The following is a 22,275-nucleotide window of genomic DNA, read 5'->3' as shown; positions in this document are numbered from 1 at the left end:
GGCAGCCAGGGCCCCGAGCCTGCCAGAGCCGGACTGCGACACGACCGCACCCCGGATGAGTGGGCGCATTCTGACGGGGCACGGCTTCTCTGACGTGTGCGTGTCTCTGGTCGACCCGCCAGAGGGCAGGGCCGTGGGCACGATGCCTGTCCGTGCCTTGGCGGCCTGACCGTGCGGCTGTGCGCCTGCCTCAGGCGCTCTCGACAAGGTGGCGGAGAGTGGCACGGGAGATTCCCAGAGCCTTGGCGATGGCGCTCAGGCGCTCGCCTTCGCCTTCCTGGCACGGGACCAGGTGAGCACATCCGCATTGAGCGGTGCACCACCGCCGCGCCCGTCACCACCAGCCGCAGGGCCGAGAGGTCATGGGCGCCTTCCACGCCGCCTATCTGCGCGGGCTCTTAGGCCGGCTTTATCTCTGTGAAATAACTGTGAAGAGACACTGACAATTGACCTTTCAAGATTCTCGGATGCGCGGAGTGCTGTGAGATGGGCGGCGGGGGAGTCGTCACTCATGCCAAGCCGACCATCTTGGAACTCAGTTGACCCACCATTACATACGTCCGAAATCCCTCGCCGCGGTGCTCACACCGCTTCTGTCAGGGGCCCTCGTCCTCACGGGGATGACGGTGTCGGCGCACGCCGGCACCGAGAACCGCAGTGACACCACCGGCACTTACGTGGTGAAGCTCGCCGACGCCCCGGTCGCCGCGTACGACGGCGGCCTGCGCGGCCTGAAGCGGACTATGCCGGCTTCCGGGAAGCGTCTCGACCCCGCCTCGTCCGCGTCCCGGGAGTACGTGCGCCGCCTGGACGCCCGCAGGGACCGGGTGCTGGACGCTGTCCCGGGCGCCACAAAGCTCTACGACTACGACTACACGTTCAACGGTTTCGCCGCGAGGCTCACGGCCGGGCAGGCAGCCGAGCTGGCCCGGACCGCGGGTGTGGTGTCGGTGACGAGGTCCACCGTCACCAGACCCGAGCCCGCACCGGAACCCGCACCCGCGCCCGGACCCGCCCCCGCGGCGGACAGCGGGCCAGCCGCCGTCGGCAAGGGGACCGCACCGAGGTCCTCCGCGTCCGGCCGCGCCGCTGCCGCCCCGGCGTCCCCGCCCGACGTCCCCCGTTTCCTCGGCCTGTCCGGCAAGAAGGGCCTCTGGTCGAAGCTGGGCGGCCCGCGGCACGCCGGTGAGGGCATGATCGTCGGCGTCATCGACGCCGTCGACCCGAAGAACCCGATGCTGGCCGCGCTGCCGGAGCCGCGCCCCGACGCGGCGGTCATCGCCAGGAAGTGGCACGGCACCTGCGACAAGGGTGATCCAGCCGACCCCGCCCACCAGGTCACCTGCAACAACAAGGTGATCGGCGCCGCCTACTTCCGCGCCGAGCTGACCGACCCCCAGCCGGTCGACGTGCCCTCGCCCCTCGACATGCACAGCCACGGCACCCACATCGGCACCACGATCGCCGGTGACTACGACACCCCCGTGTCGATCCCCGGCACCAACGTCCGCGGCAGGCTCAGCGGCCTGGCCCCGCAGGCCCGGCTGGCGTTCTACAAGACGTGCTGGAGCAGCGGTTGCGGCGAGGCGGACAGTCTGGCCGCGATCGACCGTGCCGTGGCGGACGGCGTGGACGTCATCAGCTTCTCCATCGGTGGCGGGCTGACCGGCCCGGTGAACCGGGAGGCCATGTTCAACGCCGCGAAGGCAGGCGTGTTCGTCGCCGCCGCGGCCGGCAACGAGGGTCCGGACACGGTGGGGAACACCTCGCCCTGGGTCACCACGGTCGCCGCGGAGAGCCACGACACGGACTACCGGGCGACGCTGGTCCTCGGCAACGGGCGGCGTATCACCGGCCCCGCCTTCAGCGAAGGGGTCCCGAAGGCCCCGCTGGTCTACGCCGCGAACGCCGGCCTTCCGGGCGCCGAGGAGGCCGAATTCTGCGCGCCCGACACACTCGACCCGGACCGGGTGAGAGGGAAGATCGTCATCTGCGACCGGGGCGGCAGTGCCGCGTTCGAGTACCAGGACAGGCTGGACGAGCTGACGAAGGCCGGCGCGGTGGCCATGGTGCTGACCAACACGCCCACCAGCTCCCAGGACGTCTTCGCCGAGCCGACGTTCCCCACGTTCGTGCTGGGTCCGCGGGACGGGAAGGCCGTGAAGGAGTACGCCGCCGCCAAGGGGGCCACCGCACGCTTCACCGCCACCGTCAGCACCCGCGTCGAGGCCCCTTCCGTCGCCGCCTTCTCCTCCTCGGGTCCCGACCCGGCCTCCGGCGGCGACCTGCTCAAGCCCGACATCGCCGCACCGGGGCAGCTGATCGCCGCGGGCACCGTGCCCGGCGGCTTCGCCGGGTACAAGGGGTCGTTCGGCTTCTGGGAAGGCACGTCGATGGCGACCCCGCACATCGCCGGCCTCGCCACGCTGCTGAAGCAGCTGCACCCCGGCTGGTCGCCGATGGGGATCAAGTCCGCGCTGATGACCACGGCCACGACGACCGACAACGAGGGCAGGCCGATCACCCGGCAGACCGACACCGCCGGTAAGACGGTCCCCGCGACACCGCTCGACTACGGTGCCGGCTCGCCCCGGGTCACCCGGGCCGCCGATCCCGGGCTGGTCTACGACTCGACCTCCGCGGACTGGACTGTGTACCTCTGCGCGGTGGGCGTCGAGCCGCCGACGGCGGGCGCCTGCGCCACAGCCCCGGAGACCGACCCCAGCGACCTCAACTACCCGACCATCTCCGTCGGTGACGTCTTCATCCGGCAGACGGTGACCCGCACGGTCACCAACGTCTCCTCGGAGACGGCCACCTACCGGGCCACGCTCCACACCCCGCCGGGCTACACGGCCAAGGTCACCCCGAGGACGCTGACCGTGGCACCGGGCGCGAAAGCGACGTACAAGGTCGCCTTCACCCGCACCGACGCCGCCTACGACTCCTGGCGGTTCGGCACCCTCACCTGGAGCGACACCCAAAGCGCCCACCGGGTCAGGAGCCAGATCTCCCTGCGGGCCGCGCGTCTCAGTGTGCCGGACGAGGTGACGGTGACCGGTGGGAAGACAACGGTCGCGCTCGCCACGCGCATCGGCTGGACAGGAAGGCTGACGGCCACGACCACGGGCCTGTACGCCGGGGAGAAGCACACCGGCACGCTCACGGGCGTGGACAAGGAGGGCCACGCCGAGGCGCCGCCGAGCGAGTCGGGGGCGATCAAGAAGGTCCGCGTCCACGTACCGCGGGACACCCGGCTCGCCCGGGTGGCGGTCTTCTCCTCCGACCACCTCCGCGGCAGTGACCTCGACCTGTTCGTGTACGACAAGGACGGCAAGCAGGTCAGCCCGAGCCCGGTGGAGGGATCGGACGAACACGCCGACCTGCCCCCGGGCGACTACGACGCCTACGTCGTCCAGTACGCCCTCCCCGACGGCACCCACAGCCAGCAGTTCACCCTGTGGACCTGGCAGCTGGGCAAGTCCGCCCCCGATGTCCCCGCCACCGTCACCCCCGCCTCCCAGCAGGTCGGCACGGACAACCGTGCCCGGGTCACGGTGACCTGGCAGGGCACGGAAGCGGGCCGGAGGTACCTCGGCCTCGTCGAGTACGGCGACGGTTCGACGGGCGTCGGGCGTACGGCGCTGACGGTCGCGCCGTAGTCGCGGTCAGCCCTTCACGGAGGTGAGGAAGGCGGCCCAGGACGGTGCCCGGAAGAGCAGTACGGGGCTGTCCTGGGCCTTCTTCGAGTCACGGACGGGGACGAGACCGGGGACTTTGTCGGCTACCTCGACGCACTCGCCAGGGCGCGCCACCGCGAGCCGATCTTCTTGAGGTGGCCGCGTATCAGGTCGGCGAGCCAGTTCAGGGTGGCACTCGACAGCGGCAGGCGGGCGGTGCAGACAAGGTCGTCAGAGCCCTCGACGGAACTGTTGTTTTTCGTCACACAAACTCAACTGCCGTCGAGGGCTCGTCAGTTACGGGCACGCCCCGCGCGACTACGGACGTGCCGTGAACCGCCCGTCGCCCCGCTTGTGCAGCCGGCCACGGTCGGCGAGCTTGGTCATCTTCGCCCGCAGAGGTTCCAGCTTGCCGCGCACCGAGGCGTCCAGACCCAGCCGCTCGCCGACCGCCCTGACCTGCACCGGACCGTCGGCCTCCCGCACCATCGCCAGGATCTTGCGATAGCCGCCGGGCAGCGCGCCCTCGTCGGCCGCGTCGCTGCGGTGCGGGATGAGCAGGACTGCCCGCCCGGCCACCTTCACCGATACCGGAGCGACAGCCCCGGCGTCGGTCCGGGCCTGCTCGGCCAGGCGGTTCAACACCCGCTCCGCGATCGCCAGTTCATCCCGCTCGGCCTGGACTTCCTGGAGTTTCTTGGCCAACTCCTCGGCGAGGGCGTCCAGTTCGCTCCGGCGGGCGGTGATCCACTGCCGCTCCTGCATCCCCCGCGCCCTCCCCCGTTCTCACGGCGTGCCGACCTGCTGACGGATCGTAGGCGGGGGCCGGTCGTGGGCGCAGCCGAACCCGGCATCCCGCCAGAGCCGGACCTGCCCAATGATCTACGCCATGGTCATCGGCCGCCGACCGGCACGAGTACCCAACTCGCCATTCACACCAGACCCGCGACCTGCGACTTCACGATGCACACCGCTCATTGACCACGGTCGAGCTTCCACACGCACAGGGTGTCGCCGGGCCGGCGTAGTCCAGTGCGGCATGCAACTGCGGCGCCGGCACGCCATCTCGGGGGCCGCACTCCAGGCCGTCGGACTGGTCACGGTCTGAGGGGCGCGGCGGTGCCGGACCGGGACTACCAGCCCGTCAGGCCCTCAAGGACATCGCAGCGCGGGTCGTCCGGGGCGCCCTGGTCACGCCTCAGGGGCAACGAAGCACACGGCTTCGATGTGTTGGCCGTCGCCGTAGTGGTGTGCGACCTGGCCGGTACTGAGCCAGCCGAGGCGCTCGTAGAGACGAATGGCGGCGGCGTCCTTGACCATGACGTCAAGGACGAGACGGCGGCTGCGGCCCAGTCCGTAGTCCATGGCCGTCCGTACGAGCTGTTCGCCGACAGAGTGCCGACGAGCGTCCCTGACGACGAAGAGGCGGGCCAGCACGCCGACGCATTCGTCGTCCCCACTCTGTTCGGCCCACACGGACACGGCGCCCTCGCCGTGCGGCCTCATCACCGCCACGTGACCGACGATCCGCTGTTCCGTCTCCGCGACCCAGGAGGCCAGCACGTTGTCGGACCGCAGCCACTCCTCGGGGCGGGCCACGCCCTCGACCGGGTATCCGTCGGTGGCGTACACATCGGTCAGTGCCGCTGCCGCCCCGGGGAGATCCCCGTCCTCGAAGGGGCGGATGACGATGCTCCCCATGCCTGGCTCCTCTCGGGATCGGTGTTCACTCGACGGGCAGTTCGTACAGCAGCCCGGTCCGGTCGGCGCGGTGTACGTACCGGGAGACCTCGAACGGCTCGGCCTCCTGGTCCAGGCTCGTGTGCAGGACTTCGAGGACGGGGACTCCTGAAGGCAGTTCGAGGAACACAGCTTCGGCCGGTGTCGGCATGCGCGCGGTGATCTCGTCCCGTACGCGCGTCATGACATGGCCGAGTTCTTCGAGGCGGCCGTAGATGCCGTCCTTGCCGGTCCTGGGCTGCATCAGCGGCGTTCCCTCGGCTTCGTCCCAGCGGAGGTAGGTCGACACGATCTGCACGGGCTCGTTGTCGGCGAAGTAGTGGTTCTCCCGGTGCAACACGCTTTCCTCGTCGGCCGGGACGGAGAGGCGTTCGGCGATGTCCTGGGGCGGTCGCTCCCGGGTGATGCCCACGACGTCGATGCGGGCCGCCTTGCCCTGGCGTTCGGCTTCGAGTCGGAAAGGAGTCAGGCCGGTCTCGCGGTTGGTGCGCGAGTAGCGGTCACTTCCGAAGCGGAACAGCCGTTGGGGCTCCCGTACGAACACGCCGCTCCCGTGACGGGCAGTCACCAGCCCTTCCTCCGCGAGAAGTCGGATCGCCTCACGGGCGGTGTTCCGTGCGGCTCCGTACTCCTGGGCGAGGGCGCGTTCGGAGGGCAGCTTCTCGCCGGGCGTGAGGTGGCCGGCCTTGATGGCTGCCCGCAGGACCTCCGCGATGCGCCTGCTGGGCGGTGGGTCGGAGGACGGGCCGGACGTTGTCATAACCGCAGCATAGCGACTGGCTTGAGCCAGTCCCTTGACGTCGTGACCCTCCGTGGTCAAACTGGCTTGAGCCAGTAACCGGCCGATGTCCTCGGCCGAACCGTGCCGGGGCGGTGCCCTACCGCCAAGCAGACACACCGCCCCGGTTCCCTCAGAAGGGAGCTTTCATGATGCCTGCGACACCGACGGCCGCACACCCCCGCGGAGGTGAGCTTGTCAGTCACTGCCGGGATACCGCTCCGGAGCCACTCTCGCCGTGGGCGAGGACGCGGGCGCCCGGCGATGCGTCGGGGGTCACAACGGACCTTGTCTCACGGGCACTTGTGTGGGTCAGGGCGATGCTCTTCGGGCCGTCCTCCCCCGACCGTCGTGCGGCCCCCGACACGGACAGCACCGGCATCGGTCTGGAAGCCGCCGCGGGTGCGCCCGCTCGCCGTCCGTCCCCCGAGATGTGGGGTGCCATCCTCGCCGGCGCGCGGCGCCGCAGGGCTTCGCCCCGGTGGCCGGACACCCGGCTGCCCGCCATCACCGCCAATGACATCGCCAGCACCCTCGTCGGTGCCTATCTGCTCCCACCCGACGTGCGCCAACATGCGCTGTCCGCAGAGCAGTTCGCGAAGGTGAGCTGATGAGTGACGGGCAGATCAGGGCAGCAGTCCAGCACGCCGAAATCCCCATGCTGCTCGCCTATCGCAAGTGGTTCGAGCACACCCGTAAGTGCGCCGTCGGCTGCGAGCGGGCCCACAAGGCGCAGGACGGCTGCGAGGCCGGACAGGAGCTGTGGGGCGAGTATCGGCTCGCGCGGATCGGGAGGGCGACATGAACTGGAAGGTCGAGCGGACCCCGGGATGCCCGGTCCGTCGTAGTGAGGACGACCGTGTGGCCGTGCCGCTTCGGTTGTCCCGACAGGGTGAGCACGCGGCGGATGCCGAACTGACCCTCACCCTCGCCGAGGCCGAACACCTCCACGCCGCTCTCTGTCGCGCCCTTGACGGCCACCCGGTGTCCCCGGCCGCACCCGACTGCCGTCAACCGATCCAGGCCTCGACCGGCACCGCTCGTATCGTCGGCCGCGCGTAGCTCTGTCACTCGCACCATCCTGAGCCTGCCTGAAGGCAAGGGGAGGCGCGTGCCGTGGGTGCCCAGGATGAGCCCCGGGCACCCGCGACACCGTCGTATGGCCTACGGCGGGATGCTTCTACGCCGTCAATCCCTGTCGGCCGCCATCATGCCGACGCATGCGTCGAGCGCTGCGTGCAACGGCGTTACGAGGGCGGCGAGTTCGGCGTCCGACGCCTTGCCCGCCTCCAGTACGGCACCGACGACCGCCGCCAGGACGGCGGCGCCCTCCAGGGCGTGTGCGTCGGCCAGCGCGTCCAGGAGACTGCCGCGGCGGGCGATCACGAACGCCTCCTTGCCGGTGGCCGGGTCGACGCCGAGGCTGCGGGGGCGGCTCGCGCTCATACGGCGACCTCCCAGGGGAGGCGGTCCGGGCGCGAGGACGCCACCCGGCGCCGCTCCCGCCGAAGATGCCGCTCACGTTCGTCACGCTCGCGTTCCCATACGACGAGGTACGGCCGGACCAGGGGCTGGCCGTCGGCGGCGATGGGGTCCAGGGGGCGCGGCCTCGGCCTACGCGCGCGAGCGGTAGCGGGCGGACGGGCGGCGAGCGATGGTGGCGCGTCGGTGCGGTGCGCTCCCCGCGGAGGCAGGAAGAGGCTCAGGATCGCGGCCAGTAGGCTGCGCATAGGTCGACTCCTTTTCAGTCGGCTCAGGCCCCGGCACGGAAGCTCTCACCCTTCCCGTCGGGGCCGTTCTGTGTTCGCAGGGATCCTAGCGTGGATAACCGTAGATAACCACGGATGCGCGGAATGCCATGGTCGCCCACGCTGAACCTCATGGACCTTGATCGCACGCGCCCGCTGTGGCGGCAGATCGCATCGGAGATCATCCGGCGCATCGAAGGCGGCGTGTATCCGCCGGGAGGCCGCGTGCCGTCCACCCTGGAGATCGCCCAGGAGTTCGGCGTGGTGAACGCGACGGCGGCGAAGGCCATGCGACATGTAAGGGAACAGGGCTGGACGCGGGGCGAAGTCGGGCTGGGCACCTTCGTTGTCGACCCCTTGCCGCCCGCCCCCGAAACCCCCGCACCCTCCGCCTAGCCCCGCCGTCGGGCCTCAGTCTCCGTCGAGGCGCGCGAAGCGCCCCTGGTGGAAGAGCAGTGGTCCGTCGGGGGAGTCGCCTGTGCCCAGGGCGTCCACCCGGCCGACCACGATGAGGTGGTCGCCCCCGGTGTGCACCGCGTGGATCGTGCAGTCGATCCAGGCGACGGCGCCCGTCAGGCGCGGGGAGCCGCCTCCTGCTCCGCCAGGAACCCCATGGCCGACTTCACCGGCCACCTCCGCATCGTCGGGAGCGAACTGATCGCCCGAACCCTCCCACCATGACAGCGAAACCACGCCCGACCGGCAGAAACGTAACGATCACATCCGGAAAGACAACGGCTTCTGAAGCCCCCGCGTTCATCGCGAAGACTGAGGCGGCTGCCAGTGCCGCATGCTAGATCACGAGCCGTCTCGGGCAGGGGCCAAGAAGGGTGACATACCGTCAATTTCTGTACGCAGGAGACTATTTTGACAGTTAGGTGAGCTCAAGGTTCATTGTGCTGGCCGTGATTGTGATCACTTCTTAAGTTGCTCGCTCATAGTCTCTCTTGGTTGATAGGTTTTTTGGCATGCCCACCCGGTCGGCTGACCCCCGACAGCGGGTGGCGCTCAGGGGGTAGGGGACCAACACTCAGATTCCGTCCGGCTTGTTCGGCCGAGGCGTTGTCTGACGTGCCTGGCAGCAGCAGGGCGAGTGTGGGCCACAGCATCGACGACCTGCCCCCTGCCATATGGCACATCGACCCCTCGGAGAAACATTCATGCGCAAGTTGCTTGCCGTCTCCCCTCTCGTCACCACTGTCGTCGCGGCTGCGCTCTCCCTGGGTATCGCCGCGCCCGCGCAGGCGGCCAACGGATGGAATGCGACCGTGCAGTGCACCAAGTGGCGCATCGCGGACAGCTCCGGCCATGGGTATTTCAACGGGCACGGCTGGGCCAAGACGCAGCCGGACGCATGGAAGGCCGCCATCAAGGACGCCAACGACCAGATGCCCCCGGGCTACCGTGCGAAGCACTGCACCAAGAAGACGATCGTCAGGGGCTGATGCAATGAGGACGCGCACCCTGAACTTCGGCCTGTACGCAGACGAGCAGGGGCTGGCATGGGCCAGGCAGCTTGTCGAGGAGGCTGTGGGTTCCCGCAGCGCCCGGATCGTCAGGGAGACCGTCGCGCACACGGTCTTTGGGAGCGAGCTGACGACCGCCGACGTGTACGAGTTTCTGGCGGAACAGTGGGCCTGGGAACATCCTGGTCAGAGCAGCGGTGCGCGGGAACCGGTTGAACTGTGCGTCTATTTGGTGTGCTCCTTGAGGACGTGGCGGGCAATCCGTAAGGCAGCGATCCAGGCTTTGTGCCCCGAGGGCCTGGCGCCTCACACCTGCCGTGTTCCGTGGATCGCTGCCTGAGCTGGTTCTCTTGCGAGCCGCCTTGGTCGCAGAACCCCTTGCCGCCCCGTTCCGCAGTAGCCAAACCGCCGCATTTCTCACAGAGGATCGGCGAATGTTTTCCGGAACGAGCCCGCAGGGCGAATTCCGAAAAAATGGCTACTCCCAAACCGGGGAAATATCGGGCGAGATGACCCACTCGTCACGCGCCTAACGGCGTACACCGGCTAAGACCGAAAAATATCGGCTAACTGTCGGTCTGCGGCATGGTTCAGGTCCAGTAAACAAATGGACCACGCCTGTGGTGCGGCATAAAATCAACAATGTCAGTCATGTCGCAAAATGAAAGCGAGTCAATCATGAAGGTGAGAAACGGGCTTAAGGCAGCAGTCGCGGCCGGCGCCATAATCGTGGCCGCTGCTGCTCCTGCACTCGCTACGGAAAACGCCGGCGGCGGCTTGTGGAGCCACGACGTAGGCGCCAACTATGTGTACTCAAACTACTACCACAAGGACAATTACCACGCGTCCTCGGTCGAAGGGGCGTACTGGGCCAAGAGTGGCTGCACCAAGGAAAAGGTGTGGTCCAAGGCCTCAGCAGAGAAGGCCGCGACCGTCAGCAAGGCTTACTACGACCCCGCGTGCTAACACCTCGCGTGTGCGGCTCTGAATCCTGAGGTGCGGCCCCTGGCTGCGGGGTATCGGCTATCGCCCCGCAGCCAGGTCTTTACAGTCAATTCTTACGAGATGCGCGCTCCCGAGTGCCCGAACCTAGGTGACCGATGCTCCACCGAGGTATCAAGTTCGTCCATGCCGCCATTTTGGTCTTCTCGGCGATAATTTCCTTTCTGTTCGTGCGAGGGCTGGACGAGGAGTTGGTGCTGGGCAGTTCGGCTCAGATCTGGGTGTCCGAATCCGACGATTCGGTGAGCGGCGGTCAGGTTGCCCGTGTGATCGCCGCTTTCTCGGATGACTATGACGTCGCAGTGGCCCGCGAGCTGCCCGATGTGAAGAACCCCGACGGCCTCCGGCACCTCTATCTGGCCTCGGGTGATCAGAACTCCGATGCAGCGTCATGGCTGAACCACGGCTACCCGGCGTTCAGTAAGCATCTCGCCACGGACGTGCACCCGATCGTCGAGATCGGACAGCGTGACCCACGGGGCTTCTACTACGTCTTCGGGTCGCCCAAGGCCGCGGACAAGCTGGTGGCCAAGTTCGCCGATCTCGGCCTGAGCGCAACCGTGCAGCACCCACTCGCATACAGCGAGCTGGCCCTGCTCTTCTCAGGAGACGACCTGCTCTGGTCTTTCTGGGTGGTTGCTCTCGCTGCGGTGACGATGACCGGCGCGAGCGTGCTGCTGAGCGCGAAGGCATATGGGGTGCTACGCCTGCAGGGCAAGTCATTCATGGACCTCCTCGTTCGCGATCTCAAGCAGCTGACGGTGTTCTGGTCGGTTGCAGCCGGCACGGTGGCCGCTGCGGTACTGGTCTTCCTCGGCCTGTACAACCGTCTTGCCTGGCTGGGCCTATTCGCCCTGGTGGCTGCGTGCCTCGCTGGCCTGCTCGTCCTATCGGTCCTGGCCGCCCATGCCGCCGCACTCGCCCTCACCTTCAAAGTTGAGGTACTGCGAGCCCTCAAGGGCGAGCTGCCTGCCCGGGCGGCGTTTGTCTCTACGTACCTGGTGCGCATCCCCGCGGTGCTGCTCGCCCTTGGCTTCGCCATGGATGTCACCCAGGCGGGCCGGCACGTGATGGCGCGCCAGGACAACCAGGACACTTACGCCAAGGCAGGCGACGCCGTCAGTATCCGCCTCAACGGCAGCTGGGGAGGCGACTCAAAGCCGGTGGTCACGCACGTGGGTCGGTGGCTGCGCCAGGCAGACGCGGCAGGCGAGATCATTGTTGCCGGGCGCAAGGATCTCCAGAATGTCTCCTCGAACGCGCGCCTGCCACAGGGCGAGTTGCTTATCGTCAACGAAACCTTCCTCGCTAAACAGCCGGTCCTCGACGTGAAGGACCAGCGGTACTCCCCAGCGCCGCGCAACGGGAGGGCCGCAGAAGCCCATTCGGTGCGCCTGATCATCCCCGAATCCCTTGCCCGCCACGCATCGGACATCAGGGCAACAATCCCTGATGTATTCGGCAGACTGGATCCGGATCTCCGTCGGCGTCTCAAGGTGGAGACCGTCCAGGCGAAGAGCGGTCAGCGTGTCTTCGCCTATAGCTCCGGCGATCGAAGCCCCAATATCGCCTACAGCCCGGCCGATGACCGGTCTTTGGTGCGCGACCCGGTCCTTGTCGTGGTCCCTAATGGTTCGAATATCCTCACGAACGATGCCTACACCACGTTCGCGACCCAGGACGGAATCATCTTTCCTGACCCCGGCGACGTCCTGAAGCCCCTTGCGGCCAACGAGCAGGGACTGCAGACCTATGTGGCAGCGGTGAATCCAGTGGGGCAGAACGCAGCACTGAGGCTGAGGGAAGCCGTCAACGACTTCCGACTGCTGTTCTTCGATCTCATTGCAGCCGTGACCGTGCTCCTCATCACAGGCGTCGGCGTCTGCATAATCCACTCACGCAAGCATGCCCAGGCCGTGTTCGCGCAGCACATCAGCGGTTGGAGATTTGCTGCAACCCACCGCTTCATCCTCGCTGTAGAGGGGCTTCTTGCGGCCTTCCTTACCTGGTGGGTGCCCATCCAGGTCTGGAAGCAGAACCAGGATCTCAAGGAGTTCACCTCCCAGGGCATCCCGGCTCCCTTTCCGCCCGTCCAGATCACCGCACTGGACCTCAGCGCTATCGCCGGGCTGGCCGCCGTTGAATTCTGCGCTGTTCTCCTCGCTCTTGGAATATTTCACCGGCGCATCGTCAAGGCGGGGGCGGCCGAGACGTGAGCCCCGCACTGACGAATTCCCTCCACTCAGCAGGAGCACAGTCGTGATCGATATTGTCAAGCTGTCGAAGACATTCGGCACCCGGACCTTGTGGTCCGATGTCACCACCACCGTCAACCGTGGCGAGATGCTCGCCCTTGTCGGCCCCAGCGGATCGGGGAAGTCCACCCTCCTCAACTGCATCGGCCTCCTAGACAAGCCGAACGCGGGGGAGATCCGCCATGAAGGAAATGACATAACCCAGTTCGGGCGACGCGAGATTCGGCGGTTCCGCCGTGACGTTCTCGGTTACCTCTTCCAGAGCTATGCCCTGATCGAGAACGCGACCGTCGCCGCGAATCTGGAGGTCGCTGTCAAACCGCAGCGGACCTTGCGAGGGAAGACCAGCGTGGCTATCGCCGAAGCCCTCGATCGCGTCGGCCTGGCAGGGCGGCAGGAAGAGGAAATCCACCACCTCAGTGGTGGCGAACAGCAGCGTGTGGCGCTCGCTCGGCTCTTGGTCAAGCAACCGGTCCTGGTGCTCGCCGATGAGCCAACCGGCGCCCTCGACCATGCCAATGCCACAGCAGTCATCGACATCCTCCGTGAGATGAGCGATGCAGGATGCGCCGTTGTCATTGCCACTCATGATGACCGCGTCCGCGACCGATGCGACGCCGTCTTCGCCGTCAATGAGAATTCTCTCGTCGCTTGAATACAGCCTCGACACGGACACTCAGGGGCGACCAGCTAAGCCTCATCACCTGAAAAGTGCCCTTGGCCGGCGTGTGAACAAGGATCCCCTCGATCCTAATTCCTGCCGGTCGAGGGCACTTTCCTCACACGCGGCCATCCGCCGGACGGCGCTTCTCACGCAAGCCCGAGGCCGACTTCGGTCCGCACCGCCACTCCAAGGATCCCGAACGCCTTTATGACTTGCCGTATAACCGTTCTCCGGCACCGCTTGCCCGTCTGGCTCATACCACTGCTGTGGACCCTCGCCCTCGGCCTGTGGGGGCTGTCCAGGCAGCACAGCGTGTGGCGGGACGAGGCCGCGACCTGGCAGGTGGCCGGGCGGTCCGTCTCCGACATCTGGCACATGCTCGGGCAGGTTGATGCCGTGCACGGGCTCTACTACCTGCTGATGCACGGACTCTTTGAATGCTTCGGGCCCAGTACCACGACTCTACGCCTTCCCTCGGTGCTGGCCATGGCGGTGGCGGCGGCCTGTGCGACGGTCATCGGCCACCGGCTGGCGGGGGTCTGGGCGGGCTTGGGGGGAGGGCTGGCGTTCGGGCTGCTTCCGGCCGTGCAGTTCTACCTTCAAGAGGGACGCCCGTACGCCCTGATCGCGGCGGGGGCCGGCATCTCGACACTGCTGCTGGTGACCGTGTTGCGGGGGCGTGGACGGGCGGTGCACTGGGTGGCGTACGGGGGCACGGTCCTGGTGTGCGCGCTGTTGAACTGGCTCTCACTGCTGATCCTGCCCGCGCACTTGGCGACCCTGGTCTGGACGAAGGCCGGACGCAGGATGTGGACACGCTGGGCGGTGGCCGCGGCGGGCGCCGTGGCAGCTGCCCTGCCGCTGATCCTTTTCAGCCGGACCCAGTCCAACCAGGTGTCCTGGATCCCGCCGCTGACATGGCACATGATGATCGGCCCAGCAGTCCTGATGGCAATCGGCACTCTCGGGGCCCTGCCCGATCGGCCGAGGGTGGGCCGACTGTCGCTGGCGGCCGTCGCTCTGCCGCTGCTGGCGGTGCCACAGATCGGCCTGATCGGCCTCTCCTTGATCCAGCCGCTGTTCCTGGACCGCTACGTGCTGTTCAGCATGTTGGGTCTGGCCATGCTGATCGGCGCGGCCCTGGGTGCGGCGGTACGGTCGACCGTGCCGCGCTTCCCGCGAGCGTCGCCGTGGCTCGTTCCGGTAGTGGTCGTGGTGGCGGTGGTGGCGCTGTTGCCCCAGTCGCTGGCCAAGCGGTCCCCGGCGAGTCGAGTGGACGATGTCCTGGCGGTGGCCTCGGACGTGCGGCGGATGAAAGAGACCGGGAATGCCGTGCTCTTCATCCCGTCGGCGCGCCGGGACACCAAATCCGTTTCCCCGAGTGCCTTTTCGGGCTTGGGGGACATTGCTCTCGCGCAGAGTCCTGAGGAGTCCGGGACCCTGAAAGGCGTAGAGGAAAGCCCGGATCGGATCCGTGCCGCGATGCTGTCCCAGCAACGGATCCTTCTGGTGACGGACACACCTCGGGTGGCGAAAGCAATAACAGCCGAGCGGGACAGGATGAAGGCCTCCGTGCTGAGGAAGTACTTCACGGCCGTGGCTGACAAGCAGGTCCGTGGACGAAGGGTGACGGTGTACGAGCGTCGTTTTACGCCGGCCCCCTGAGAGTCTTGGGCCCAGAGCCCGTGTCCGAAGGCCCTCAGCCCTCCAGTCGCCCGAACCGACCCCGATGAAAGATCAGAGGTTCGTCGGAGGCGGCTCCGGTACCGAGGGCCTCGATGCGCCCCACCACGATCAGGTGGTCGCCGCCCATGTGCACCGCGTGGATCGTGCAGTCGAGCCAGGCGACGGCGCCCGTCAGGCGCGGGGAGCCGGAGACCGGCGCCCCGTCGTACGCCACGCCCGTGAACTTGTCGGCCCCGCTCACCGCGAAGGCCCGGCACAGGTCGCCCTGGTGCGCGCCCAGGATGTTGACGCAGAAGACGCCCGCGCGGGCGATGTGCGGCCACGTCGTCGACGTACGGCCGACCATGAACGCGATCAGGGGCGGGTCCAGGGAGAGCGACGAGAAGGACTGGCAGGCGAAGCCGGCGGGACCGGCGGGACCGGCCTCGTCGGCGGCGGGTGCGGTGACGACCGTGACGCCCGTCGCGAAGGTGCCGAGGACCCTCCGGAACTCGGTCTGGTCGACCGGTGCCCGCTCGTTGTCGCCGACGCAGCGCAACTCCGGGCGCGGCAGCGCCTCCACGGGCGCCCGGGTCCCTGCCGACCTGAGGTACCGGACGGCGGCTGCTGCCGCCCCTGCGTGTCCCATCACCCCTCCATTGAAGCTGACGGTTCGTCAGATGGGAAGGTCAGCGGCCCTTGAACTCGGGGCTTCTGCGCTCCACGAAGCCGCGTACCCCCTCCCGCGCGTCCTGCGTCGTCATGTTGATCTCCTGCGCGGCGGCTTCGGCCGTGAAGGCCGTCGCGCGGTCGGAGTCCAGGGAGGCGTTGACGAGCTGTTTGGTGAGGGCCAGGGCGCGGGTGGGGCCGGTGGCGAGGCGGCTCGCCCACTCGCGGGCCGTCTTGGCCAGGTCCTCGTCCGGGACGACCCGGTTGACCAGGCCGAGGCGTTCGGCGTCGGTGGCCGAGAGCGCGTCGCCGAAGAACATCAGCTCCTTGGCGCGCTGCGGGCCGATCAGGCGGGGGAGGAGGTAGGCGCCCCCGCCGTCCGGTACGAGGCCGCGGCGCACGAACACCTCGATGAACCGCGCCGATTCGGCGGCCAGCACGAGGTCGCAGGCGAGCGCGAGATGGGCGCCGAGGCCGGCCGCCGTGCCGTTCACGGCGGCGATCACCGGCTTCTCGCAGTCCAGGACGGCGGCGGTCAGACGCTGGGCGCCGAGGCGGAGCATGCGGGCCACATCGCCGGCGACCCGCTCGCCGGGCTCCGAGCCGTTCCTCGCATCGCCCCCCGAACCGCCCCGCAGATCGGCCCCCGCGCAGAAACCACGCCCCGTCCCCGTGAGCACCACGGCCCGTACGCCGGGGTCGGCCGAGGCGTCCGACAGCAGCCCGATGACCCGTTCCCGCTGCTCGGGTGTGACGGCGTTGAGAACGTCGGGCCGGTTGAGCGTGATGTGCGAGACGTGGTCGCGGAGTTCGTGCAGCACCCGGGTCGGCTCCATCACCGGCACACCGCCAGCGCGTCCAGCGCCACGGCGCCCTGTCCCCTGGGCAGCACCATCAGCGGGTTGATGTCGAGCTCCGCGAGGTCGTCCCCGAGTTCCAGCGCCATGCGCTGCACCCGCAGGACGACTTCGACGAGCGCGTCGAGATCGGCCGCGGGGCGCCCTCGGACCCCGTCGAGCAGGGCCCGCCCGCGCAGGTCGCCGAGCATGTCCCGGGCCTGCTCCTCGCCGAAGGGCGGCACGCGTACGGCCACGTCGTGCAGCACCTCCACGAGCACCCCGCCGAGCCCGACGGTCACGGTAGGCCCGAACAGCTCGTCGTGGGTGACGCCGACGACCATCTCGACGCCCCGCTCGACCATCTGGCACACCAGGACACCGTCCAGGGCCACCCCCTCGTAACGGGCGATGTCGGTCAACTCCCGGTATGTGTCCCGGACTTGACTCGCCGAGGTCAGCTCGATCCTGACCAGGCCCAGCTCCGTCTTGTGGGCGATCCGGGCGCCGGAGGCCTTCATCACCACCGGGTAGCCCACCAGGCCCGCCGCGCGTACGGCCGCCGCCGCGCTGGTCACCAACTGCTCGCGCGGGACGCGGATGCCGTATGCCCGCAGCAGCTGCTTCGCCGCGTGTTCGCTCAGCTGCCGGCCCGGCTGCATCAGGGCCTGCGCCTTGCGGAAGGAGGGCGAGGTGGTGCGCGGGGCCTCGTCGAAGCGGGAGCGGTAGCCGCTGACGAAGCGGTGGTGGTCGAGGTAGGCGCGGACGGCGGTGATGCAGTTCGCGACCGTGCGGAAGGTGGCCACCCGGGAGGAGCCGAGCAGGACCTCGCGGTAGGCCGGTTCGGTGCCGACCGGGGAGCCCCAGACGACACAGACCAGCTTGTCCGTCCGTTCGGCGGCGTCCACCAGGTCCTGCACGAGCCTGTCGCTGAGGGGCGGGAAGGGCCCGGTGATCGGGCAGATCAGCACGCCCACCGCGGGGTCGTCGAGGATCGCGTCGATGATCTTCCGGCCGCGGTGGTCGCCGACCGGATGCCCGCCGTTGTCCACAGGGTTGGCCACGCTCAGGTACTCGGGTATCCACTGGTGCAGTTCGGCCTGTTTGGAGGCTGACAGGACCGGCAGGCCGAGTCCCGCCTCGGTCGCAAGGTCGGCGAAGTGCGCACCCGTGCCGCCCGAGATCGAGTAGACGACGACGCCCTCGGCGCGCGGCGGCCGGGATCGGGCCAACAGGGCGGCGGTGTCCTGGAGTTCGTCGAGTCCGTCCACCCGGATCACACCGAACTGCCGCATCGCCGCGTCCACCACCGTGTCGGCGCCGGTCAGCTTGCCGGTGTGCGAGGCGGCCGTACGGGCGCCGGTCTCGGTGCGGCCGACCTTGACGGCGACGACCGGGACCCCGCGCCGGGCGGCCCGGTCGGCGGCGAGCAGGAAGGACCGGCCGTCCTTCAGCCCCTCGACGTAACAGGCGATGGCGCCGACCTCGTCACGCTCGGCGAAGTAGGAGATGAAGTCGGCGGTCTCCAGATCGGCCTCGTTGCCGGTGGGCGCCCAGTGGGAGAGGCGGATGCCCAGCTCCTGGAGGGAGAAGACGGGGCGCCCCTGGTGCCCGGACTGGGTGATGAGGGCGATGGCCGGTCCTTCGAGGTCGTCCCGGAAGCGCTCGAAGGCGTTGAGGTTGGTGTTGGGTCCGAGGAGACGCGTCCCGGAGCGGGCGACGGCGGCGGCGAGGCGCTCCTGCGCGGACGCGCCCTCCGCTCCCGTCTCCGCGAACCCGGAGGCGAAGACGACCACGAACTTCACCTTGGCCTCGGCGAGTTGCTCCACCACCGGAAGGGGGTCGGCGAGCAGCACTACGGCGAGGTCGACCTGCTCGGGCAGGTCGGCGACGGAGGGGCAGCAGGATATGCCGAAGACGGACGGGCGGGTGGGATGCACGGGGTGGAGACGTGCTCCTACGCGCTCGGTCCAGGTGACCAGTTGGCGCGTGATGCCGGTGTTGGGCCGGCCCTCGGTGTCCGAGGCGCCGATCACGGCGACGGACTCGGGATGGAAGAACCGGTCCAGATCGGGGACGTCGCAGTACAGCGGCCGGCCGCTGACGTCGAGATCGTCGACGTCCGCGGGCCTGCCGTGGACGGCGGGGCCGGGTTGCTCGCCGCAGGCGATGACCCGGGCCCGGCGGGAGTCGGTGGTGAGGGTGCCGTGGGTTGATCCAAGCATCGGTCCGCCCGCTCCTGTGTGACAGCGAATAGCGACAGCCGATAACTGACGCTCTGTCAGATTACTGAACTGACGCCGTGTCAGGAACTGGTGGGAACTTAAATCAACTGTCCCACTGGACTTGGGTGCATACGATCAGCAACTCTGGTCACTGTTTTCACAGGCTCCAGGGGGAGCTTGACCCAGGTGGAGGGTCACCTGATTCTTGCGAGGATGCGCCGGCGTTCACGCCAGAACCCAGGTGGAGGGTCACCTGATTCTTGCGAGGATGCGCCGGCGTTCACGCCAGGACGCGGCGATCACGGTCGTCGCCACCCTTGGCGCCGCCGGCCCGCTGCTGGCCGTCGCCGCGGCTCTCGCGGCCGCGGGTGTGGCGGCGGTCCGCTTCGCGCCGCGCCTGAGGGGCCGCATGCCCCGCAACTGACGTACGGCGCCGAGAAGTCGAGGAGGCAGGCCCGGGCCCGACAGGGACCCGGGCCTCGGCCGTCCGCGGATGCGGTGCGCGGAGCCGGTTACAGCGCCGCCAGCACTTCCTTCGCGACCCGCTCCCCCGACCGCACCGCCCCGTCCATGAACCCGTTCCAGTACGTGGAGGTCTCGGTGCCCGCCCAGTGGATGCCGTCGGCCGGCTCGCGCAGGGCGGTGCCGTACTCGGTCAGGACGCCGGGAGGGGCGTAGGCGACCGGGCCGCCGCGGGAGAAGCCCTCGTTGTCCCAGCGCTGCAGGACGAAGGAGGTGGGCGACTTCGCCTTGTCGCCGAAGTAGGTGGCGTAGTCCTTCAGGACGGCGGCCTTGACCTCGTCGACGCCCGAAGCGTCGTAGGCCCGCATCGCGTCGGCCTCGATGAAGCCCATCAGGGCGCCGTAGGAGGCGTCCGGCGGTGAGTTGTCGAAGGTCGAGCGGACCGCACCGGAGTCGCTGACGACCTGGCCGTTGAGGCCGTCGGCCCGCCAGAAGGGGCTGTCGTAGACGGCGATCGCCTTGCCGATCGAGCCCATCGGCAGCCGCTGGCCGAGCTGGTCGCGGGAGGCCGGGAGCAGCGGGTCGAAGACGATGCGTCCGGCCAGCGGCGGGGGTACGGCGACGACGACCTTCTTGGCGGTGACGGTGATGCCGTCGGCCGTCACCAGGTACCTGCCGCCGGACCGCGCGATCGATCGCACCGGTGCGCTCAGCACCACCCGGTCGCCGAGCGTGGCGGCCAGCTTGATCGGCACCTGCTGGGAGCCGCCGACGAAGCGGGACTCCTGGGCGCCGTTCGCGGTGTCGGTGAGGCGTTCCAGGGTGCCGGCGTTGGACTCGTTGCCGGCGGCGGCGATGTAGAAGAGGACGAAGAGCAGGGAGAGTTCGCGGGGCTGCGCCGAGAAGATCGACGTGCAGGCCACGTCCAGGAGGAACTTGGCGGACGGGATGACCGCGTGGGCGTTCAGCCAGCTCTCGAAGGTCTGCTTGTCCCACTCGGCGGCCTTCGCGGCCGTCCAGGGCGCGTCGACCGGGACCTGCTTGGCCATGTCGTCCAACGACGCCTGCACGATCGCCGCGTTGGCGAGACCCGCCGCGTCGACCGGCGGGACCGAGCCGAGGATGCCATCGGTGGCGTACGGGGTCTTCTTGCCGTCCTTGTAGAGGAGGTTCTTGCCGGTGTTGTAGGTCGTGAAGGTGGCCACGCCCAGCGAGTCCGCAAGCGCCTTGATGCGGTCCTGGGTGGGGCCGATGAACTCGCCGCCGCCCTCGGTGAATCCGCCGTTCGCCAGGGGCAGGTTGACCACCCGGCCGCCGACCCGGTCGCGGGCCTCCAGGACGGCCACGGTCCTGCCGCCGGCCACCAGGTCGCGGGCCGCCGTCAGTCCGGCGAGTCCGCCGCCGACGATGGCGACGTCCACGTCGCGGGTGCTCGCGGCGGACGCCGGGCCGGCGGCGGTGGTGGTGAGGGTGACGGCGCCCGCCGCAGCGGCGGCACCGCCCAGCAGGGAACGCCGGGAGAGGGCGCGGGGTTGGTGCTGTCTTTCGCGTGCCACGTGCATCCTCCGCATGGAGAGTATGGAGAGTGGAGCCAGAAAGTGAGCAGTGTTCACATTCTGGCCCCGCGCGACGGCACGCTTCAACGCTCCTGTCACATCTGACGCACAAGTAACAGGAGTGCTGTTGAAGGGAGTTGAAGCGAGTTGAAGGGAGCCGGGGTTGGTCCTCTACGTCACTCAGGCAGACGGGACAGCGTTCCCGCGCCCTTCTTCACGACCACCCGCGCGATCTTCTCCGCGTCCATGGCAACCTCGCGCAGCGTGCCACTGATGGGTGTGGTGTAGCCGGTGAAGTACAGGCCGGGTGCCTGCTCGAAGGTGCGGGCGCCGTGCGCCAGGGGTCTGCCCCGGCCGTCGAGCACGTCGAGGTGGCCGACGAGGCCCTCCAGCGCGCGGACGTATCCGGTGGCCGCGACGACGGCCTCCGGTGAGACGCGGGTGCCGTCGGCGAGGACCACCTTGCCGTCCTCGAAGCCGTCGACGGCGGCCACGACCTCGACCCGCCCCGCGCGCACGGCGTCGATCAGACCGACGTCCTGCACCGGGATGGCGCCCTCCTTCACCCGGCTGTACAGGCCGGTGTCCGGGCGGGGCAGTCCCTGCGCGGAGAGGTCGGGCACGCTCAGTTTCGCCATCGGCCGCGCGAGCCGGTCGACGAGCCCGGCCGGCAGCCGCCGTACCAGCACGCCCGTGTACTGGGCGGCCCACCCGGCCGTCGAGCGACGCACGATGTGCGGAACCGTCCGCACCGACAGGCGCACCCGCGAGGCGCCGCCCTCCACCAGGTCCACCGCGATCTCGGCGCCGGTGTTGCCCGCGCCGACGACCAGGACGTCACGGCCGGCGTAGGGCTCGGCGTCGCGGTAGTCGCCCGCGTGCGTGAACTCGCCGGTGTACGTGTCGAGTCCGGCCCAGTCCGGGACGTACGGGGTGTGGTTGTAGCCGGTTGCGACGACCACGGCGGCCCCGGTCAGCTCGCGCCCCCCGGTGGCGTGCAACAGCCAGCCGGTGCCGTCGGGGGAGCGCTCGACCCGGGAGACCTCGACGCCGGTGACGATCTCCAGTTCGTGCACCTCGGCGTACTTCTCCAGGTAGCGCACCACGTCGTCGCGGGCCACCCACCGCCCGAACCGGCGCGGCATGGGCAGCCCCGGAAGGGCCGACAGGCGCCGGGTGGTGTGCAGGCGGAGCCGGTCGTAGTGCCGCCGCCAGGCAGCGCCCACGCCGTCGGTCCTCTCCAGGACGACGGCGCGTATGCCCCGGGCCCGCAGCGCGTACGCGACGGAGAGTCCGGCCGGGCCGCCGCCTACGACATAGACGGGGCGGTCGGCGGCGGCTCGCGCCGCTACCTGGGGGGACGCTGTGGAGTCGGCCATGTGCGCGAGCGTAATCACGCACCGGGTTGATGGGTCTCGGTCAAGACCGGAATTGGTTTCGGATTGATCACGGGTGTAGGAGTCATGGGTGAGGCTTGTGACGTAGGCCACCTGGTTGTGGCGGTTCGGCGATCGGTCCCACGCTCCGAG

General features: G+C 68.8%; 23 protein-coding genes and 1 pseudogene. 12 read left to right on the top strand and 12 right to left on the bottom strand.

The features are described 5' to 3' along the window. Positions 1-620 precede the first annotated feature (620 nt). Positions 621-3,662: a S8 family serine peptidase gene (locus OOK07_RS18665; protein WP_266797521.1), complete on the top strand. Its 3,042-nt coding sequence runs from the start codon at positions 621-623 to the stop codon at positions 3,660-3,662. A gap of 6 nt (positions 3,663-3,668) precedes the next feature. On the opposite strand, the gene OOK07_RS18660 is transcribed toward OOK07_RS18665, so the two are convergent. From OOK07_RS18660 to OOK07_RS18640, 4 genes are all read right to left on the bottom strand, one after another. Then, the gene (locus tag OOK07_RS18660) at positions 3,669-3,815 is read right to left on the bottom strand and encodes a DUF397 domain-containing protein (protein WP_266681719.1); all 147 of its coding nucleotides are present in this window, start codon (positions 3,813-3,815) and stop codon (positions 3,669-3,671) included. Positions 3,816-3,998: 183 nt separating this feature from the next. After that, positions 3,999-4,445: a hypothetical protein gene (locus OOK07_RS18650; RefSeq protein ID WP_266797519.1), complete on the bottom strand. Its 447-nt coding sequence runs from the start codon at positions 4,443-4,445 to the stop codon at positions 3,999-4,001. Positions 4,446-4,871: 426 nt separating this feature from the next. Then, positions 4,872-5,381: a GNAT family N-acetyltransferase gene (locus OOK07_RS18645; protein WP_266681715.1), complete on the bottom strand. Its 510-nt coding sequence runs from the start codon at positions 5,379-5,381 to the stop codon at positions 4,872-4,874. A 25-nt stretch (positions 5,382-5,406) separates the two neighbouring features. Further along, a complete protein-coding gene (locus OOK07_RS18640) occupies positions 5,407-6,180 on the bottom strand; it encodes a GntR family transcriptional regulator (protein WP_266797517.1) in 774 nt (257 codons plus the stop codon). Between the two features lie 338 nt (positions 6,181-6,518). Between OOK07_RS18640 and OOK07_RS18635 the strand changes: the two genes are divergently transcribed. Genes OOK07_RS18635 through OOK07_RS18625 form a run of 3 tightly spaced genes read left to right on the top strand, consistent with a single transcriptional unit; the run spans position 6,519 to position 7,260 of the window. Then, positions 6,519-6,809, top strand: coding sequence for a hypothetical protein (locus tag OOK07_RS18635; RefSeq protein WP_266797516.1), 291 nt, complete (start codon positions 6,519-6,521; stop codon positions 6,807-6,809). Beyond that, positions 6,809-7,003 (top strand): hypothetical protein, encoded by a 195-nt coding sequence (locus tag OOK07_RS18630; RefSeq protein ID WP_266797514.1) that lies wholly within the window; start codon positions 6,809-6,811, stop codon positions 7,001-7,003. Before OOK07_RS18635 ends, OOK07_RS18630 begins: the two co-directional genes overlap by 1 nt. After that, a complete protein-coding gene (locus OOK07_RS18625; RefSeq protein ID WP_266797512.1) occupies positions 7,000-7,260 on the top strand; it encodes a hypothetical protein in 261 nt (86 codons plus the stop codon). Before OOK07_RS18630 ends, OOK07_RS18625 begins: the two co-directional genes overlap by 4 nt. A gap of 126 nt (positions 7,261-7,386) precedes the next feature. Here OOK07_RS18625 and OOK07_RS18620 read toward each other — a convergent pair whose 3' ends face one another. Both OOK07_RS18620 and OOK07_RS18615 read right to left on the bottom strand, forming a co-directional pair. Beyond that, positions 7,387-7,644 (bottom strand): hypothetical protein, encoded by a 258-nt coding sequence (locus tag OOK07_RS18620; RefSeq protein ID WP_266797511.1) that lies wholly within the window; start codon positions 7,642-7,644, stop codon positions 7,387-7,389. Next, a complete protein-coding gene (locus OOK07_RS18615) occupies positions 7,641-7,928 on the bottom strand; it encodes a hypothetical protein (protein WP_266797509.1) in 288 nt (95 codons plus the stop codon). The genes OOK07_RS18620 and OOK07_RS18615 overlap by 4 nt, the downstream gene beginning before the upstream one ends. A 150-nt stretch (positions 7,929-8,078) precedes the next feature. On the opposite strand from OOK07_RS18615, the gene OOK07_RS18610 reads away from it, so the two are divergent. Continuing rightward, positions 8,079-8,342 carry a GntR family transcriptional regulator gene (locus OOK07_RS18610; RefSeq protein WP_266681701.1) on the top strand — a complete coding sequence of 88 codons (264 nt, stop codon included), beginning with the start codon at positions 8,079-8,081 and terminating at the stop codon, positions 8,340-8,342. 15 nt (positions 8,343-8,357) lie between these two features. On the opposite strand, the pseudogene OOK07_RS18605 reads toward OOK07_RS18610, so the two are convergent. After that, positions 8,358-8,537: pseudogene (locus tag OOK07_RS18605) on the bottom strand (flavin reductase family protein); the annotation flags it as partial. Positions 8,538-9,106: 569 nt separating this feature from the next. Here OOK07_RS18605 and OOK07_RS18600 point away from each other — a divergent pair. From OOK07_RS18600 to OOK07_RS18575, 6 genes are all read left to right on the top strand, one after another. After that, entirely contained in the window at positions 9,107-9,391 is a 285-nt protein-coding gene (locus OOK07_RS18600) for a hypothetical protein (protein WP_266797507.1), read from the top strand. 4 nt (positions 9,392-9,395) lie between these two features. Further along, positions 9,396-9,752 carry a hypothetical protein gene (locus OOK07_RS18595; RefSeq protein WP_266797506.1) on the top strand — a complete coding sequence of 119 codons (357 nt, stop codon included), beginning with the start codon at positions 9,396-9,398 and terminating at the stop codon, positions 9,750-9,752. 311 nt (positions 9,753-10,063) lie between these two features. Beyond that, on the top strand, positions 10,064-10,378 hold the full coding sequence (locus OOK07_RS18590; RefSeq protein ID WP_266797504.1) for a lactococcin 972 family bacteriocin: 315 nt from the start codon (positions 10,064-10,066) through the stop codon (positions 10,376-10,378). A 134-nt stretch (positions 10,379-10,512) separates the two neighbouring features. Beyond that, on the top strand, positions 10,513-12,630 hold the full coding sequence (locus OOK07_RS18585) for a bacteriocin-associated integral membrane family protein (protein WP_266797503.1): 2,118 nt from the start codon (positions 10,513-10,515) through the stop codon (positions 12,628-12,630). Between the two features lie 43 nt (positions 12,631-12,673). Continuing rightward, the gene (locus tag OOK07_RS18580) at positions 12,674-13,324 is read left to right on the top strand and encodes an ABC transporter ATP-binding protein (RefSeq protein WP_266797501.1); all 651 of its coding nucleotides are present in this window, start codon (positions 12,674-12,676) and stop codon (positions 13,322-13,324) included. Positions 13,325-13,540: 216 nt separating this feature from the next. Further along, a complete protein-coding gene (locus tag OOK07_RS18575; protein WP_266797499.1) occupies positions 13,541-14,998 on the top strand; it encodes a glycosyltransferase family protein in 1,458 nt (485 codons plus the stop codon). A gap of 34 nt (positions 14,999-15,032) precedes the next feature. Here OOK07_RS18575 and OOK07_RS18570 read toward each other — a convergent pair whose 3' ends face one another. The 3 genes from OOK07_RS18570 to OOK07_RS18560 are packed head-to-tail and all read right to left on the bottom strand — an operon-like array spanning position 15,033 to position 18,728. Further along, positions 15,033-15,647, bottom strand: coding sequence for a flavin reductase family protein (locus tag OOK07_RS18570; protein WP_266797497.1), 615 nt, complete (start codon positions 15,645-15,647; stop codon positions 15,033-15,035). A gap of 40 nt (positions 15,648-15,687) precedes the next feature. After that, the gene (locus OOK07_RS18565; protein ID WP_266801974.1) at positions 15,688-16,503 is read right to left on the bottom strand and encodes an enoyl-CoA hydratase/isomerase family protein; all 816 of its coding nucleotides are present in this window, start codon (positions 16,501-16,503) and stop codon (positions 15,688-15,690) included. Further along, on the bottom strand, positions 16,503-18,728 hold the full coding sequence (locus OOK07_RS18560) for an acetate--CoA ligase family protein (RefSeq protein ID WP_266797495.1): 2,226 nt from the start codon (positions 18,726-18,728) through the stop codon (positions 16,503-16,505). The genes OOK07_RS18565 and OOK07_RS18560 overlap by 1 nt, the downstream gene beginning before the upstream one ends. A 268-nt stretch (positions 18,729-18,996) precedes the next feature. Here OOK07_RS18560 and OOK07_RS18555 point away from each other — a divergent pair, with 268 nt between their 5' ends. Next, a complete protein-coding gene (locus OOK07_RS18555; RefSeq protein WP_266797493.1) occupies positions 18,997-19,152 on the top strand; it encodes a hypothetical protein in 156 nt (51 codons plus the stop codon). Positions 19,153-19,240: 88 nt separating this feature from the next. Here the strand turns inward: OOK07_RS18555 and OOK07_RS18550 are convergent, their stop codons facing one another. Beyond that, a complete protein-coding gene (locus OOK07_RS18550; RefSeq protein WP_266681695.1) occupies positions 19,241-20,752 on the bottom strand; it encodes a flavin monoamine oxidase family protein in 1,512 nt (503 codons plus the stop codon). A 170-nt stretch (positions 20,753-20,922) separates the two neighbouring features. Then, positions 20,923-22,125 (bottom strand): flavin-containing monooxygenase, encoded by a 1,203-nt coding sequence (locus tag OOK07_RS18545; protein ID WP_266681693.1) that lies wholly within the window; start codon positions 22,123-22,125, stop codon positions 20,923-20,925. Positions 22,126-22,275: the final 150 nt, after the last annotated feature.

Origin of the sequence: Streptomyces sp. NBC_00078, from assembly GCF_026343335.1 — a bacterium.
In the GTDB taxonomy this organism is placed as follows: domain Bacteria; phylum Actinomycetota; class Actinomycetes; order Streptomycetales; family Streptomycetaceae; genus Streptomyces.
Note: the sequence above shows the minus strand (reverse complement) of the source record. Positions and strands in the feature narration are given on the sequence as shown.

What these genes read in the sequence shown, in the direction of transcription:
- OOK07_RS18665 (WP_266797521.1), top strand. Translation starts at nt 621, where the DNA reads ATGACGGTGTCGGCGCACGCCGGCACCGAGAACCGCAGTGACACCACC.
- OOK07_RS18650 (WP_266797519.1), bottom strand. Translation starts at nt 4,445, where the DNA reads ATGCAGGAGCGGCAGTGGATCACCGCCCGCCGGAGCGAACTGGACGCC.
- OOK07_RS18645 (WP_266681715.1), bottom strand. Translation starts at nt 5,381, where the DNA reads ATGGGGAGCATCGTCATCCGCCCCTTCGAGGACGGGGATCTCCCCGGG.
- OOK07_RS18640 (WP_266797517.1), bottom strand. Translation starts at nt 6,180, where the DNA reads ATGACAACGTCCGGCCCGTCCTCCGACCCACCGCCCAGCAGGCGCATC.
- OOK07_RS18635 (WP_266797516.1), top strand. Translation starts at nt 6,519, where the DNA reads ATGCTCTTCGGGCCGTCCTCCCCCGACCGTCGTGCGGCCCCCGACACG.
- OOK07_RS18630 (WP_266797514.1), top strand. Translation starts at nt 6,809, where the DNA reads ATGAGTGACGGGCAGATCAGGGCAGCAGTCCAGCACGCCGAAATCCCC.
- OOK07_RS18625 (WP_266797512.1), top strand. Translation starts at nt 7,000, where the DNA reads ATGAACTGGAAGGTCGAGCGGACCCCGGGATGCCCGGTCCGTCGTAGT.
- OOK07_RS18620 (WP_266797511.1), bottom strand. Translation starts at nt 7,644, where the DNA reads ATGAGCGCGAGCCGCCCCCGCAGCCTCGGCGTCGACCCGGCCACCGGC.
- OOK07_RS18615 (WP_266797509.1), bottom strand. Translation starts at nt 7,928, where the DNA reads ATGCGCAGCCTACTGGCCGCGATCCTGAGCCTCTTCCTGCCTCCGCGG.
- OOK07_RS18610 (WP_266681701.1), top strand. Translation starts at nt 8,079, where the DNA reads ATGGACCTTGATCGCACGCGCCCGCTGTGGCGGCAGATCGCATCGGAG.
- OOK07_RS18600 (WP_266797507.1), top strand. Translation starts at nt 9,107, where the DNA reads ATGCGCAAGTTGCTTGCCGTCTCCCCTCTCGTCACCACTGTCGTCGCG.
- OOK07_RS18595 (WP_266797506.1), top strand. Translation starts at nt 9,396, where the DNA reads ATGAGGACGCGCACCCTGAACTTCGGCCTGTACGCAGACGAGCAGGGG.
- OOK07_RS18590 (WP_266797504.1), top strand. Translation starts at nt 10,064, where the DNA reads ATGTCGCAAAATGAAAGCGAGTCAATCATGAAGGTGAGAAACGGGCTT.
- OOK07_RS18585 (WP_266797503.1), top strand. Translation starts at nt 10,513, where the DNA reads ATGCTCCACCGAGGTATCAAGTTCGTCCATGCCGCCATTTTGGTCTTC.
- OOK07_RS18575 (WP_266797499.1), top strand. Translation starts at nt 13,541, where the DNA reads ATGACTTGCCGTATAACCGTTCTCCGGCACCGCTTGCCCGTCTGGCTC.
- OOK07_RS18570 (WP_266797497.1), bottom strand. Translation starts at nt 15,647, where the DNA reads ATGGGACACGCAGGGGCGGCAGCAGCCGCCGTCCGGTACCTCAGGTCG.
- OOK07_RS18565 (WP_266801974.1), bottom strand. Translation starts at nt 16,503, where the DNA reads ATGGAGCCGACCCGGGTGCTGCACGAACTCCGCGACCACGTCTCGCAC.
- OOK07_RS18560 (WP_266797495.1), bottom strand. Translation starts at nt 18,728, where the DNA reads ATGCTTGGATCAACCCACGGCACCCTCACCACCGACTCCCGCCGGGCC.
- OOK07_RS18555 (WP_266797493.1), top strand. Translation starts at nt 18,997, where the DNA reads ATGCGCCGGCGTTCACGCCAGGACGCGGCGATCACGGTCGTCGCCACC.
- OOK07_RS18550 (WP_266681695.1), bottom strand. Translation starts at nt 20,752, where the DNA reads ATGCACGTGGCACGCGAAAGACAGCACCAACCCCGCGCCCTCTCCCGG.
- OOK07_RS18545 (WP_266681693.1), bottom strand. Translation starts at nt 22,125, where the DNA reads ATGGCCGACTCCACAGCGTCCCCCCAGGTAGCGGCGCGAGCCGCCGCC.